This window comes from Luteolibacter sp. SL250 (genome assembly GCF_026625605.1).
Classification (GTDB): Bacteria; Verrucomicrobiota; Verrucomicrobiia; order Verrucomicrobiales; family Akkermansiaceae; genus Luteolibacter.
The window spans coordinates 4,274,527-4,288,094 of sequence record NZ_CP113054.1 but is presented as its reverse complement, the minus strand read 5'-3'; the positions used below and the strand labels follow the sequence as shown (position 1 = coordinate 4,288,094).

Below are 13,568 nucleotides of genomic sequence, written 5' to 3'. Positions count from 1 at the left end.
GCGGTCAGTCGGCGCGCGGCTTCCTCCCGAAGATGGCGATCATGGCGGCGCCGGTGGCGAACATGAACAGTCCGTAGACGACGGATGGAATGGCGAGCCGCGGGCTTTCCAGGATGCCGAGCGCGATGGCGAGGGCAAGGGTGGCGTTCTGGATGCCGACTTCGATGGAAATGGTGACACGCTGAGCGCGGGGCAGGCCGAACCACACGGCGAGCCCGAAGCCGACGGCCATGCCGCCGAGGTTGAGTGCGGCGACGGCGGGCCCGGCGATGGCGATCTGCGCGCCGAGATCCTTCTCCTTCAGGACGGCGGCGATGATGATGACGGCGAGGAAGAAGATGGAGAACAGATTCACCGGGCGCGCCATGCGGCGGCTGAACCCGGGGAACCTGGCATGGACGGCCATGCCGATGATGATGGGCAGCAGCGTGACGGCGATGAGCTGGACGAAGGTCTTCAGGAACGGGAGCTGGATGACCGAGTGGCTGCCCATGAAATGGGTCATGGAAAGCTTCATCACCAGCGGGATGGTGAAGACGGTGACCACGCTGGAGATCGCGGTGAGGGTCACCGAAAGCGGGGTGTCACCACGGGAAAGATGGCTGATGACATTCGATGTGGGGCCGCCGGGACACGCGGCGATGAGCATCAACCCCACCGCGAGATCGGCGGGCAGCCGGAACACGGTCGCGATGGTGAAGGCGAGGACCGGCAGGGCGAGGAGCTGGGCGGTGATGCCGATGAGCTTTGCTTTCGGATACCGGATGACGCGCTTGAAATCCGCGGCGGTGAGACCGAGGCCCATGCCGAACATGATGAAGATGAGGCCGACGGGGAGGAGGACGGTTTTGAGGAAATCAGCGGGCATTGATGGGAGGATTCCCGGGAGGGAAAGGGTGGCCAATGAAAATCGGCGGACGATGTGGAAGTCGGAGAGCATGATGCTTTTCGATGGGATTGTCATGCTTTTGGGGATGTGTGGGGGCTGCGTGAAACATCCGGAGGGAAGTGCGCCGTTTCCGCATCAAAGACCCGCCCCATGAATCCCGACCGCCGCCAGTTTCTCAAAGGCCTCGCCGCCCTCGCCACCATCCAGATCGTTCCGGGCAGGGTGCTGGGGCTGAACGGGCAGACAGCGCCGTCCAACGAGATCACCCGCGCGATCCTCGGCTGTGGGGGCATCTCCGCATCCCACCTGAAGATGCCTGGAAAGCTGCTCGCCCTGTGCGATGTGGACCGCCTGCGGCTGGAGGGGAGGATGAAGGAGTCTGGTGCGGATGCGAACGGGATCAAGGGCTACCATGATTTCCGCGAGGTCATCGCCCGTGAGGACATCGACGTCATCCATGTGGCCACCCCGCCGCATTGGCATGGTCTGATGTCCGTCGCCGCGGCGAGGGCAGGGAAGGACGTGTGGTGCGAGAAGCCGATGACGCGCACCATCGGGGAAGGTCTGTCGGTGGTGAAGGCGGTGGAAAGCCATGGGCGGATCTTCCGGCTCAACACCTGGTTCCGCTTCAAGGACAGCTTCTATGGCATGGGCGTGCCGGTGAAGCAGCTCAGGAAGGCAGCCATGCACGGACTGCTCGGCTGGCCGCTGAAGGTCACCGTTTCCGGCGTCACGGGCTTCAACTGGAAATTCCAGTGGTCCGGAAAGACCGGGCTGGAGGAACAGCCGGTGCCGGAGCATTTCGACTATGACTTCTGGCTCGGCCCGGCGCCGAAGAAACCCTACAACGCGCACCGGACCCACGGCACGTTCCGCGGCTACTGGGACTATGACGGCGGCGGTCTCGGTGACATGGGCCAGCACTACCTTGATCCGGTCCAGTACATCTTGGGCAAGGACGACACCGGTCCGATCTCCGTCGAGATCGACGCGGATCCGCAGGATGCGGACGCCATCGGCAAGTGGCGGCGTATCGAGTTCACCTACGCCGACGGCTGCAAGATCGTGCTGGATGGAGAGAACAAGGACCAGTCGGCCGCCTACATCGAGGGACCGAAAGGAAAGATCTTCAGAGGCTTCAAATCCGACATCCCGGATCTGGAGGCGAAGCTGGCGGCCCTCCCGGATCCGGAGCCACAGGTCACGGACTTCCATGAGGCCATCCGGACGAGGAAAAAGTTCGCGCTCAATGAGAGCAATGGCTTTTGGTCCTGCACGGTGGTGAACATGGGGGTCATCGCCCATCGCCTGAACAAGAGCCTCAGGTTTGATCCGGTGAAGATGACCTTCGATGATGCCGCGGCGAACCAGCTCATCCACCAGCCGATGAGGGGGCCGTGGAAGATGGAGGCCTGAGCCGCTGGCGAAGCAAGAGGTGGATCCGTCGGTGTTGAAGCGGATGAGCGGTGGATATCCCTGTGGAATTATCAGCCTGGCTTTTGTTTATTTGGGTTTTTCTGGAAAAATCTTTGTTTTTTCCTGCGTATTGGTTTCCTAGCCCGCGCAACCCATCGGCTTCAACCGTTTCATGAAACTTCCTCTGCTTCCGTTATTCTGTTCCCTGGCCGCATCCTTGGCGACGGCAGGAGCCCAAACCGCACCGAAGGACGGTGAACGCATCGTCTTCATCGGCAATGGCCTGGGTGAGCGGATGAACGATCATCCCTACCTGGAGGCGGAACTGCAGCTCCGGTTCCCCGGAAAGAACCTGGTCATCCGCAACATGTGCTTCCCCGGGGATACACCGGGTTTCCGCCCGCATCCGTCGCGCAAGTCGCAGTGGGCCTTCCCCGGTGCGGAAAAGTTCCGCCCGCAGAACAAGGTGCACGCCGGCACCGGCCACTACATGACGCCGGACGAGTGGCTGACGCATCTGAAGGCGGACACGATCCTCGGCTTCTTCGGCTACAACGAATCTTTCGACGGCCCGGCCGGGCTGGAGAATTTCAAGGCGGAGCTGGACGCGTTCATCACCCATACGCTGGCGCAGAAATACAACGGCGGCGCCGCGCCGCGTCTGGTTCTCGTTTCGCCGGTCACCTATGAGGACCTCTCCGGTTCCCGCGACCTGCCGGACGGGAAAAAGGAGAACGAGAACCTCGCCCTCTATGCGGCGGCGATGACCGAGGTGGCCGCGAAGCACAAGGTGCAGTGCATCGATCTCCTTTCCGCCAGCGCGAAGCTCTACGCCGCTTCGGAAAAGCCGCTCACCCGGAATGGCTTCCTTCCGAATGACGAGGGCTACAAGCAGCTCGCGAAGCCCCTGGCCGACGCCATTGCCGGCGAATCCCCCCGCACCTCGAAGGCGAAGGAGAGCGCCGTGGTGGAGGCGCTGAAGGACAAGAACTGGTATTGGTTCAACGACTACCGGATGCTCAATGGCGTCCATGTGGACGGCCGCCGCTACAACCCCTTCGGCCCGGACAACTATCCGGCGGAATCCGCGAAGATGCGCGAGCTGACCGACATCCGCGACAAGGCGGTGTGGAACGTGGCGAACGGAGCGAAGTTCGATGTTGCGGCGTTGGACAAGGCCACCACCGTCCTTCCTGAAGTCAAAACCAACTACAAGTCGAAGGTCGAAGGCGCACCGGTTGAATACAAATACGGCGAGGACGCGGTGAAGTCCCTGACCGTCCCCGAGGGCTACAAGGTCGAGCTTTTCGCATCGGAAAAGGAGTTCCCCAACCTGGCGAACCCGATGCAGCTCAACTTCGACAACAAGGGCCGTCTGTGGGTGGCGACGATGCCGACCTATCCGCACTGGCGTCCCGGTGACCCACGCCCGGATGACAAGATCCTCATTTATGAGGACACCAACGGCGACGGTAAGGCGGACAAGGAAACCGTCTTCGCCGACAAGCTGCACCTGCCCATCGGCTTCGAGTTCGCGCCGGAGGGCGTCTATGTCTCACAGGAACCGCATCTGGTCCTTCTCCGTGACACGGACGGGGATGACAAAGCGGACTCCCGGGAGGTCATCCTCACCGGCTTCGACTCCCATGACACCCACCATGCCATCAGCGCGTTCCATGCCGACGGCTCCGGAGCGTTCATGATGTGCGAGGGCGTGTTCCTCCATTCCAATGTGGAGACGCCCTACGGGCCGGTTCGCGGGGTGGACGGCGGCTTCTACCGCTACAGCCCGCAGCGCGGAAAGCTGGAGCGCACGGCACAGCTCAGCATCCCGAATCCATGGGGCATCGCCTTCGACGACTGGGGCCAGGATTTCTTCCTCCACACCTCCGGACCGTCGATGAACTGGCTGATGCCGAGTTCGCTGAAGACGCCCTACGGCGCGAAGACCCCGCTGACGAAGGATCTCATCCCCGACGGCCAGAAGGTCCGCCCGACGTCCGGTCTGGAGTTCGTGTCCTCACGCCACTTCCCGGATGAGGTGCAGGGGGATTTCCTCCTCTGCAACAACATCGGCTTCCTCGGCATCAAGCAGCACTCCATCGCCGATGACGGCACGGGCTATAAGACGGCGTTCCGCCAGGAACTGCTGAAATCCTCCGACGGCAACTTCCGCCCCGCCGCGCTGCAGTTCGCCCCGGACGGCTCGTTGTTTGTCATCGACTGGCACAACGTCCTCATCGGCCACATGCAGCACAATGCGCGTGATCCGCTGCGCGACCACGTGCACGGCCGCATCTACCGCATCACCTATCCCTCCCGCCCGCTGGTGGAGCCCGCGAAGATCGCCGGAGCGCCCATTGCCACCCTGCTGGAGAATCTGAAACTCCCGGAGTACCGCAGCCGCTACCGCACCCGTGATGAGCTGCGCGGCCGTCCCGCCGCCGAGGTGCTCACCGCGCTCGCGAAATGGACCGCCGGTCTGGATGCCGCGGATCCCCGCCGTGAACACCACCTGCTGGAGGCCCTGTGGGTCACCTGGGGCCTCAACAAGCCGGATCAGGCCCTGCTGGAGAAGCTCCTGAAGTCGGACGACTACCACGTCCGCGCCGCCGCCGTCCGTGTGCTGCGCTACAACACGCACGTCATCGCCAACCACGGGGAGCTGCTTGCCGCCGCCGCGGCGGACGCCCATGGCCGGGTCCGTGCCGAAGCGGTCGTCGCCGCCTCCTGGCTCGACAACGCCGTCGGCAAAAAGGTCGTCAACATCGCGGCGGGCATGCCGCAGGACGACTGGATCGCCCCGGCCATCAAGACCGCCACCAGCCGGTTGGAAGGTATCACCGAGAAGGTGGTGGATGAGCATCCCGCGCCACCCGTTCCGGACCACCTGACGGGCGATGACAAGAAGCTCTTCCTCACCGGGCACGAGATCTACTTCCGCGAGGGCCACTGCGTCACCTGCCACCAACCGGACGGCAAGGGGCTGGATCCCGCGTTCCCTCCGCTCTACCGCAGCGAGTGGATCTCCGGCAACCCGGACCGCCTCATCAAGCTCACCCTGCACGGCCTCATGGGTCCGTTCGAACTCCACGGAAAGAAATATGACGGCCAGGTGCCCATGACCCCCTTCGGCGGACTGTTGAAGGATGAGGAAATCGCCGCCGTCCTCACCTACGCCCGCAACCGCTTCGACAACAAGGCCGACGCCATCCGCCCCGCGCAGGTGACGAAGGTGCGTGAGGCTACGAGCGCGCGGAAGAGCTTCTACATGGTGGAGGAACTGCTCAAGGAGCACCCGATGGAGAAGTGAACGGGAACAACGGAGCGCCGGCTTCAGCCGGCTTGGCTTCGCAAAGGATCCCACCGAATCTCCCTCGGGGTTCGTTGCGCCCGCCTTCGCCGTGCGAGGAAAGCGCCACCACCCGGCATCTTCCTGGTAGCGGGATGGCTGCGCCATCACGGCGGGGTGGAGCCACCATGTTCCCGGGATGCCGCATGTTCCTTGGGGGGCATCTGCCGGAGCGCGGAGCCGGAGGATGGCGGACATCCGCCCAGCCGTCGTGACGGAGTCACGCCGCTACTCCGGTTTCCGCCTCCGCCGTGCGAGGAAAGCGCCGCCACCCGGCGTCTTCCTGGTAGCGGGATGGCTTCGCCATCACGGCGGGGTGGAGCCACCATGTTCCCGGGGTGCCGCATGTTCCTTGGGGGGCATCTGCCGGAGCGCGGAGCCGGAGGATGGCGGACATCCGCCCCGCCGTCGTGGCGCAGCCACGACGCTACCTGCTGGAATCCTCAGGAGGTTCGCTACCAACCCCGGAGATTCTTGAATTGCGCATGACCCATTGTCGGCACAAGGTATGGGCCGTGACCGGCTGAACCTGAAGAGAAGGTGAAGGGGTGAAGATTTTTCCGTGAATCATGAATAATCCGGCAGGGGATCCGTCAAAGAATGCGAAGGAGCTGTCCGGCCCCGTCGATTCCGACCTGAACGACCCGGACGAGGACTTCCGGCTGGTCGCCAGAGCCCAGGGCGGCGACCTCAAGTCGTATGACGCCCTGATCACCCGCCACCGGGGGAAAATCTTCGCCATGATCCGCAACATGATCCACCAGGAAGCCGATGCGTGGGACCTCTCCCAGGAGGTCTTCATCAAGGCATGGCAGGCGCTGCCCCGCTTCGAGGCGAAGGCGCGCTTCTCCACCTGGCTCTACCGGATCGCCCACAACGTGGTCTATGACTTCACGCGGAAGCGGAAGATCGAGAGCGCCGGCGAGCTGAACGATGAGATTTTCAACCGCGACCGGATCGACCCGGCGGCGGTGGCGACACCCGGCGTGACCGAGGCTCCGGATGAGTCAATGGCCCATGGCGAGCTGCGCGCGAAGATCGAGGCCGCCCTCGGCAAAATATCCGCGGAACACCGGGAAGTCGTTATTTTGAAAGACGTCCAGGGACTTTCGTATAAAGAGATTGCGGACGCGATGGACTGCACTCTCGGGACGGTGATGAGCCGCCTTTTCTACGCCCGTCAAAAACTCCAAGCCCTCCTCAAAGATGAATACAACTCCCGATGAAGTGCTTTTGGCCCTGTGGCTGGACGACGAACTCCAAGGCGAGGAACTCGCCAAGGTGGAGTCGTGGGCGCTGACCCAGCCCGATCAGATCGCGGCGCGGGAGGAAATCCGCGCCTGGAGGAAGACCATGGCCACGGCGCTGCCCGCCGTGGAGGAGCCTCCGTATCCGGACTTTTTCAACAGCCGGATCACGAAGGAGATCCGCGCCATGCAGGCCACGCCGGAGCCATCCGCTCCGGCGGCCCGGCCATCCTTCTGGCGCTGGCTGTTCCCGGCCACGGCGTTCGCCGGCATGGCGCTGGCCTTCTGGGTGGGGACGAAGACCCACTCCACCGGTGGGTCCAACCTGGCGAAGGGCGGCGATGAAAGCTCCTCCCCGGTGTGGTACACTCCGGAACAGGGGGTGGACGCGCAGTGGGTGAAGGGAACGGGCGCCTCCACGGTCATCCTGCTGAACGGGGTGAGCGCCATTCCTGATTCGATGGATTTCACGGAAACCGCGATGATCCAGCAGCCGAAGGAGTCCGACTCCACCGCCGGTGCCGGAACTCCCGGGGCAACGAAAATTTCCCGATGAACCGCCGCCAAGGTCTCCGTCTCCTGCTGGGGCTGCTGCCGCTTTCCGCGGGCATGGCGGTCGCGCAGGATGATCCCGGCAAGGCGGCGATCGGGAAGGTGAACGTGAAGGTCTACTACGGGACCAATGGTGATCCTTCGGTGGCCGGCCCGCGGTTCAACGCCGTGGAGGGCGAGGTGGAGAAGCAACTGCGGGGTGCGCCGAACCTCGATTTCAGGCATTTCCTGTTGCTGGGCGGTGACCAGCAGCCGCTTTTCCGCAGCTATGAGAACTGGGCGCAGCCTCTCCGGCCGTCCGACGAGATCCTGGTGAGGTTCGAGGCGCGCAGCCGTCCGACGGCGGATTCCGCGCGGCTGGATCTGGAGATCTGGATTTCCCGGAAGAAGATCCTGAAGACGGACGCCCTGCTGGGTGGGGACACCCCGCTGTTCATCCTGGGACCGGAATGGCGCGGGGGACGGTTGATCATCGCAGTATCACTTGCGTCCTGAGAAAAGCCGCGCACATAGTATGCCCATGAGAAATACGATGGTGGTCTGGCTGGGCGTTGCGGGGATGGCTTTCGCCGGAAAGCTCACGTTCCCGGAGCCGGTCAAGGAGTTGAAGCCCGGGCCTGGGGAAACCAAGGTGAAGGTGGATTTCCCGTTCACGAACAACACGGACAAGACCGTGGTGGTGAAGGAAACCCTCGGTGACTGCTCCTGCACCTCGATTGAGATTTCAGGCGGAAAGACGGCTTATGAGCCGGGTGAATCCGGAGTGATCCGGTTGAACTTCGACATCGGCGCCGCGGTCGGCAAGGTCGAGAAGGGCGCCTCCATCTGGGTGGACTCCGACTCGAAGGAAGCACCGTCCCAGCGGCTCACGATGAAGGTGGACATCCCGATCCTCGTAGAGATGGAGCCGAAGACGTTGAAGTGGCAGGTCGGCCAGGAGATGGAATCGAAGACGATCAAGTTCCAGATGCACGGCGACAAGCCGATCCACATCAAATCCGTCACGCCTTCCACGGAGACTTTCAACCAGGAGCTGAAGACCATCGAGGATGGACGGAGCTACGAGCTGGTGGTGACGCCGAAAAACATCAACAGCAAGGCGCTGTCCGTCTTCCGGGTGGAGACGGACTGTGAGGTTCCCAACCACCGGACGCAGCAGGTCTTCGCCGTGGTGAGCGCTCCGGTCGCGAGATGAACGCCGCCGTCCAGATGATGGTCGTGGTGGGGGTGGCCGCCGCCGCCGCCGGAGGCACCTACCTGGTGAAAGGCCCGCCGGGCAAGGCGTTGGTGTGCGATCCCGCGACACTGAAGCCGGGGGAAATCTGTCTGGAGCAGGTGCAGGAGCCGGTTGTCTGGATCGACGCCCGGCCGAGGAAGGACTGGCAGGCCAATGGTCTGCCCGGCTCCATCCTGTGGAATCTGGATGGCGCGGAAGACGCCACCGCCTTCGAAGCGGAGGCGATGCAGAAACTTTTCGAGAACCCGAGGGCGGTCGTCTATTGCTCGAACGAGGACTGCGGCGTGAGCCAGCAGGTGGCGGAGAAGATCCGCAAGCTGGATCCGGACTTCGATGTGAAGGCGCTGCGCGGCGGTTGGCAGGCGCTGAAGGACGCCGGACGGATCAAGGATTCCAGCGGAACTCCTTGATGTCGGTCACTTCCAGATAGGGATTCGCGGGATCCTCTTCCTTGTTCCAGCGGAGGGTCACCCTGGCGGTGCGCGCCTGGCCGTAGCGGAAGCCGGAACCTTCGGTGATCAGCATCTGGCCGAGTTTCGAGCCTTTGGTGAAGTAGGCGCTGGTGATTTCCTTTTCGTTGTCGCGCGGCAGCAGCTTCAGGCGGAGCTTGTTCTCGTGGTCGGGCACGTTGCGGTCGGCGGTGGTCTGGGCGACGGCGGAGATGACTGACTGGAACGAGCGGATCTTGTCCGACGGCTGGCTTGCAAAGGCGGCCAGACGCCCTCCGAAGCTGTCGAGGAATGGATCGACGATGACTTTGGGTGATCCGCCTGCGGGAGTGTGGACCAGCAGCAGCTCCGGATGTGTCTTTCCGGCCGCATCCTTGAAATCCACCGCGTAGTAGAAATCCATCGAGTCGTCCGGATTTGTCTCCTGGACTTCCGGAGCCACGGTGGGATCGGGCGGGAAGGGCTTGGCCAGGATGGAATCCTGGAGATCAGCCGGCGGGGTCTGGGTGTCGATGAGGGGCAGGCGGGCGTCCAGATTCGAGGCGGCGAGGAACTTCTCCACCACCTCCATCGCGGCGGTTCCGGGGTGGGGTGGCTCAGGTGCGGGTGGTGTCCCAGGGGTGGGTGGGGTGGCCGGTGTGGCGGGACCTGGAGGGGTAGGGGCAGGTGCGGTGTTGCGGGCCGTTTCAGGGGCGCTGGAGGGCTCCGGATCAGGCTTGGTGGCACGGGGCTGGGATGGGGTCACCGGGGGGGCTGTCGCTTCCGGATCTTCCCGGGAGAGAAGGATCAATCCCGCGGATACCCCGACCATGAGCAGCAGGGCGGCTCCGCTGATGAGGAGCCGTGAAGTGATCCTCGACCGGGTTGGCAACGGGCGGTAGTCCCGGCCTTCAACTTGTGGCTGCCCGGCGCCCTGGCGTTCGCTGATGGGGCGTGCGACGATTTCCTGGTGCTCGGTGGAGCGCAGCCGGTTGCCCCGCGGTTCCACCTTGACGACCGAGGGGCCGGCGGAAGTGCTTCGCGGTGGCGGCAGCGTTCCCTGCTGGGGATGGGAGGAAGGCGGCGCATCCTGGGGTGGAGCGTAGGGAGGGGCGTGGTGATGTGGCGTCTGCTGTGCGGGGGGAGCGTACTGTTGGGGGGCTGGCTGTGCCGGTGGAACGTACTGCTGGGGCGCGGGCTGTGCGGGCGGCGCGTAGGGCTGTGCAGGCGGCGCGTAGGGCTGTGCGGGCGGCGCGTAGGGCTGTGCAGGCGGCGTGTAGTACGGTGGTGCCTGCTGGGCAGGCGGACCGTAGTGCTGTGGTGCCTGCTGGACGGCCTGTGTGGGTGCCGCGGACACCGGCGGCTGGGGAGCCTCGATGAAGCTGGAACAAATGGGGCATGGCCCGCGGACTCCGGCCATGCTGAGGGGCACGGTGAGCCGCGACTTGCAGGCGGGACAGAAGAACGTGAGGGAGGGAACCACGGTTTGCTTTGGTAGTCCTAACAAACCATTGAATGCGAGTCAACAACTGTGAAGCTCTCAGGCTGCGTGCCGGAGCAGCGCGACCATCACCCCCTGGATGATCAGTTCACGGGCGGGGATGAGGTCCGGGTAGTCCGGATTCTCCGCGTGCAGGAAGGGGCGGCCTTTGTCGATGACGTAGCGTTTCAACGTGGTCTCACCGTCGATGAGGGCCGCGACGATGTCGCCTTTCCGCGGTTCGCGGAACTCGAGGATGACGGTGTCACCGTGGCAGATGTGGGCGTCGATCATGGAGTCCCCGCGGACCTTGAGGGCGAAGGTCCGGGCGTGCCGCGGGATGCCGATGGAGGTGACGTCGATGGAAACGCAGCCTTCACGCTCCGGTTCCGCATCCTGGGACATGCCGGCGGCGATGCTGCCGTAGATGGGAATGTCGATGATCTCCGCGCGGTCCAGTTCCTCCGGAAAGATGACGGCACGGGCCTTTCCGGGCAGGCGCTGGATCACGCCCTTGCGCTCCAGCGCGCGGAGATGGCTCATGGCCGCGGTCTGGCTGGCAAACTGGAAGTAATGCTGGATCTCCCTGGTGGACGGCATCACGCCGGTCCGCCGTTGGGCATTGCGGAGATATTCCAGGATCTCTTGCTGGCGGGAGGTGAGTTGGTTCGTCATGGGAGTGTTTGAACAGTGTTCCAAAGAACAATGTAAAAACCACCGCTCTCCGCAAGCGCAAAAGAGCGGAATATTTCATGGGCTTCCCCGCCGGTTCCATGGAATCGGCTGGATATGCCTCCCTCCGGTGGATTGAGTTCGGGCCGTGGGGAAGGAGCAACTCGAACAGCGGATACCGGGCGGAGGGTCCTTCGCCGTGCTGTGGTTCGCTTTCTTTTTCCATGGGATGACGTCGGGGTTCTGGATCCCGTCGCTCACGAACATCTTCCGCGAACTGGGAATCTCCCAGTGGGTGGCGCTGGCGTTCATGGTGCCGCCGTTGTGCGCGCTGGTTTCCCCATTGATCGGCGGGGCGCTGGCGGACCAGAGGATGGCGGCGAACCGCCTGTTCGCGTGGAGCGGGATGGTCGGTGCGGTGTTCCTTTTCTCCGCGTTCCGGAGCCTGGACCTGGGCTGGAGTCCGTGGTGGTTCATCTTCCTGCTGGGGGCCTATTCGCTGTGTTCCGGGCCGATGTGGAGCCTGCTGGCGGTGATTTCCCTGAGCCACCTGAAACATGGGGAAAGGGATTACCCGTTGGTGCGGATGGCGGCGACCATCGGCTGGATGGCAGGGGGCGGGATCGGCAGCTACATCCTGCATGCGGACATGAGCGTGGAGGCCGGTTATGCGGCCACCGTGGCACGGATCGCCACCGCCATCGTCGGCTGCCTGCTGCCATTCACGCCACCGTTGGGGAAAGGCGTTTCGTGGAAGAGCCTGCTGGGGTTCGACGCGTTCGGCCTCCTGAAGCAGCGCGACCATCTGGTGTTCTTCGTGGTCACGACATTGTTCTCCATCCCGCTGGCGGCATTCTACATGTATGGCGCGGAGATGTTCCGCTGGCTGGGGGACCCGCGGCCCACCGCCACGATGACGATGGGGCAGGTGACGGAGTTGGTGGCCATGTTGTTCGTCGGCGTGCTGATGACCCGCTTCCGGATCAAGACCATCCTGCTGTGGGCGATGGGGCTTTCGGTGCTGAGGTACGGGATGAGCGCGTGGTCCGGCCACACGGGCGCATGGGCATGGCACCTGGCGGGGGTGGGTCTCCACGGGGTCTGCTATACCCTCTACTTCATCACCGCTCAGGTGTTCCTGGACCGCAGGGTGGATCCGGGCATGCGGGGGCAGGCGCAGGGGCTGCTCGCCTTTGTTTCCGGAGGCCTCGGGCCTTGTGTGGGTGCCTGGGTCTGCGGTGGCCTGCGGCGGATGCTGGTGGATGGTTCCGGGGACGGCTGGATGGATTTCTGGGGTATCCTGACGGCGATGATCGCGGTGTGCTTCGCCGGCTTCGCGGTCTTCTACCGCGGGGTGGCCCAGAAGCCGTCCGCAGGTTGAAGGCCGGGGCTCACCGTGCCAGTTCGCACGCCAGGCGGATGGCGGCGATCATCGAGGACGGATCCGCGATGTTTTTTCCGGCGATGCCATAGGCGGTGCCATGGTCCGGGCTGGTCCGCGGCTTCGGCAGGCCGAGCGTCACATTCACGGCGGTGTCGAAATCGAGGAGCTTCAGCGGGATGAGCCCCTGGTCATGGTACATGGCGATGACCGCATCCTGGGAGCCCAGCGTCGCTTCGCGGAAGATGGCGTCCGGGACGGCGGGGCCGGTGTATTCCGCGTCACCATCCGCGCGGAGGATGCCGAGCGCGGGGGAAATGATGGTCCGTTCCTCGTCGCCGAAGGCACCGTTCTCTCCGGCGTGGGGATTGAGTCCGGCCAGGGCGATGCGTGGGCGGGTGATGCCGCGGCGGCTGAGAAAGGCGGCGGTCAGCCGTGAGATGCGGATGATTTTCTCCGGGGTGAGGAGGGTGGGGATGGACTTCAGCGGCTCATGGATGGTGGCCAGGCCCACGGTCAGGCGCTCTCCGGTGAGCAGCATGCCGAAGTCCTCCACGCCGAAGGCATCCGCGAAGAACTCCGTCTGGCCGGGAAAGGTGAAGCCCACGGACTGGAGCGCCTCCTTTGAAACAGGGGCGGTCACCACCGCGTCCCCGGTGCCGTCCTTCAGCCGGGCGGCGGCTTCCTGCAGGCCGGCCAGGGCGGCTTCCGCGGAGCGGCGGTCCGGCTTTCCCGGGGTGCCCGCCGTGGTGTCACCGAGGATCTCGAAGTCGAACCCCGCCGGGAGTTTTCCGGAGGAGAGCGCCTTGCCGATCACTTCCGGGCCGATGCCGGCCGGATCTCCGGCGGTGATGAGGATGCGTGGCATGCCGGGACCTTCGGGCGTGGCGCGGCGGATGCCAAGAGATGAAATC

At 64.1% G+C, this 13,568-nt stretch carries 13 protein-coding genes; 8 read left to right on the top strand and 5 right to left on the bottom strand.

The window, feature by feature from the left end; translation table 11 throughout:
• Window positions 1–4: 4 nt before the first annotated feature.
• Window positions 5–964 carry a bile acid:sodium symporter family protein gene (locus tag OVA24_RS18475; protein WP_267671597.1) on the bottom strand — a complete coding sequence of 320 codons (960 nt, stop codon included), beginning with the start codon at window positions 962–964 and terminating at the stop codon, window positions 5–7.
• 75 nt (window positions 965–1,039) lie between these two features.
• Between OVA24_RS18475 and OVA24_RS18470 the strand changes: the two genes are divergently transcribed.
• Together OVA24_RS18470 and OVA24_RS18465 are read left to right on the top strand one after the other, a co-directional pair.
• Complete coding sequence (locus OVA24_RS18470) at window positions 1,040–2,305, top strand: Gfo/Idh/MocA family oxidoreductase (RefSeq protein WP_267671596.1); 1,266 nt, start codon at window positions 1,040–1,042, stop codon at window positions 2,303–2,305.
• Window positions 2,306–2,477: 172 nt separating this feature from the next.
• A complete protein-coding gene (locus tag OVA24_RS18465; RefSeq protein ID WP_267671595.1) occupies window positions 2,478–5,618 on the top strand; it encodes a PVC-type heme-binding CxxCH protein in 3,141 nt (1,046 codons plus the stop codon).
• Window positions 5,619–5,877: 259 nt separating this feature from the next.
• On the opposite strand, the gene OVA24_RS18460 is transcribed toward OVA24_RS18465, so the two are convergent.
• The gene (locus OVA24_RS18460) at window positions 5,878–6,054 is read right to left on the bottom strand and encodes a hypothetical protein (protein WP_267671594.1); all 177 of its coding nucleotides are present in this window, start codon (window positions 6,052–6,054) and stop codon (window positions 5,878–5,880) included.
• A gap of 172 nt (window positions 6,055–6,226) precedes the next feature.
• Here OVA24_RS18460 and OVA24_RS18455 point away from each other — a divergent pair, with 172 nt between their 5' ends.
• The 5 genes from OVA24_RS18455 to OVA24_RS18435 are packed head-to-tail and all read left to right on the top strand — an operon-like array spanning window position 6,227 to window position 9,103.
• A complete protein-coding gene (locus OVA24_RS18455) occupies window positions 6,227–6,883 on the top strand; it encodes an RNA polymerase sigma factor (protein ID WP_267671593.1) in 657 nt (218 codons plus the stop codon).
• Window positions 6,864–7,460: an anti-sigma factor family protein gene (locus tag OVA24_RS18450; RefSeq protein ID WP_267671592.1), complete on the top strand. Its 597-nt coding sequence runs from the start codon at window positions 6,864–6,866 to the stop codon at window positions 7,458–7,460. Before OVA24_RS18455 ends, OVA24_RS18450 begins: the two co-directional genes overlap by 20 nt.
• The gene (locus tag OVA24_RS18445) at window positions 7,457–7,951 is read left to right on the top strand and encodes a nucleoside/nucleotide kinase family protein (protein WP_267671591.1); all 495 of its coding nucleotides are present in this window, start codon (window positions 7,457–7,459) and stop codon (window positions 7,949–7,951) included. Before OVA24_RS18450 ends, OVA24_RS18445 begins: the two co-directional genes overlap by 4 nt.
• Window positions 7,952–7,976: 25 nt before the next feature.
• Window positions 7,977–8,651: a DUF1573 domain-containing protein gene (locus OVA24_RS18440; RefSeq protein ID WP_267671590.1), complete on the top strand. Its 675-nt coding sequence runs from the start codon at window positions 7,977–7,979 to the stop codon at window positions 8,649–8,651.
• Window positions 8,648–9,103 (top strand): rhodanese-like domain-containing protein, encoded by a 456-nt coding sequence (locus tag OVA24_RS18435; protein WP_267671589.1) that lies wholly within the window; start codon window positions 8,648–8,650, stop codon window positions 9,101–9,103. The genes OVA24_RS18440 and OVA24_RS18435 overlap by 4 nt, the downstream gene beginning before the upstream one ends.
• Here OVA24_RS18435 and OVA24_RS18430 read toward each other — a convergent pair.
• Together OVA24_RS18430 and lexA are read right to left on the bottom strand one after the other, a co-directional pair.
• A complete protein-coding gene (locus OVA24_RS18430; RefSeq protein ID WP_267671588.1) occupies window positions 9,078–10,604 on the bottom strand; it encodes a hypothetical protein in 1,527 nt (508 codons plus the stop codon). The two genes, OVA24_RS18435 and OVA24_RS18430, sit on opposite strands and share 26 nt — an antisense overlap.
• A 57-nt stretch (window positions 10,605–10,661) precedes the next feature.
• Window positions 10,662–11,276, bottom strand: coding sequence for a transcriptional repressor LexA (gene lexA, locus OVA24_RS18425; RefSeq protein ID WP_267671587.1), 615 nt, complete (start codon window positions 11,274–11,276; stop codon window positions 10,662–10,664).
• A gap of 145 nt (window positions 11,277–11,421) precedes the next feature.
• Between lexA and OVA24_RS18420 the strand changes: the two genes are divergently transcribed.
• Window positions 11,422–12,654, top strand: a complete 1,233-nt coding sequence (locus OVA24_RS18420; protein ID WP_324287871.1) for an MFS transporter — start codon at window positions 11,422–11,424, stop codon at window positions 12,652–12,654.
• Window positions 12,655–12,664: 10 nt separating this feature from the next.
• Here the strand turns inward: OVA24_RS18420 and pdxA are convergent, their stop codons facing one another.
• Complete coding sequence (pdxA, locus tag OVA24_RS18415) at window positions 12,665–13,522, bottom strand: 4-hydroxythreonine-4-phosphate dehydrogenase PdxA (protein ID WP_267671586.1); 858 nt, start codon at window positions 13,520–13,522, stop codon at window positions 12,665–12,667.
• Between the last annotated feature and the right edge of the window lie 46 nt (window positions 13,523–13,568).

Coding starts and splice junctions, on each gene's coding strand:
- OVA24_RS18450 (WP_267671592.1), top strand. CDS start 6,864: ATGAATACAACTCCCGATGAAGTGCTTTTGGCCCTGTGGCTGGACGAC.
- OVA24_RS18440 (WP_267671590.1), top strand. CDS start 7,977: ATGAGAAATACGATGGTGGTCTGGCTGGGCGTTGCGGGGATGGCTTTC.
- OVA24_RS18460 (WP_267671594.1), bottom strand. CDS start 6,054: ATGTCCGCCATCCTCCGGCTCCGCGCTCCGGCAGATGCCCCCCAAGGA.
- lexA (WP_267671587.1), bottom strand. CDS start 11,276: ATGACGAACCAACTCACCTCCCGCCAGCAAGAGATCCTGGAATATCTC.
- pdxA (WP_267671586.1), bottom strand. CDS start 13,522: ATGCCACGCATCCTCATCACCGCCGGAGATCCGGCCGGCATCGGCCCG.
- OVA24_RS18445 (WP_267671591.1), top strand. CDS start 7,457: ATGAACCGCCGCCAAGGTCTCCGTCTCCTGCTGGGGCTGCTGCCGCTT.
- OVA24_RS18475 (WP_267671597.1), bottom strand. CDS start 964: ATGACAATCCCATCGAAAAGCATCATGCTCTCCGACTTCCACATCGTC.
- OVA24_RS18455 (WP_267671593.1), top strand. CDS start 6,227: ATGAATAATCCGGCAGGGGATCCGTCAAAGAATGCGAAGGAGCTGTCC.
- OVA24_RS18435 (WP_267671589.1), top strand. CDS start 8,648: ATGAACGCCGCCGTCCAGATGATGGTCGTGGTGGGGGTGGCCGCCGCC.
- OVA24_RS18465 (WP_267671595.1), top strand. CDS start 2,478: ATGAAACTTCCTCTGCTTCCGTTATTCTGTTCCCTGGCCGCATCCTTG.
- OVA24_RS18470 (WP_267671596.1), top strand. CDS start 1,040: ATGAATCCCGACCGCCGCCAGTTTCTCAAAGGCCTCGCCGCCCTCGCC.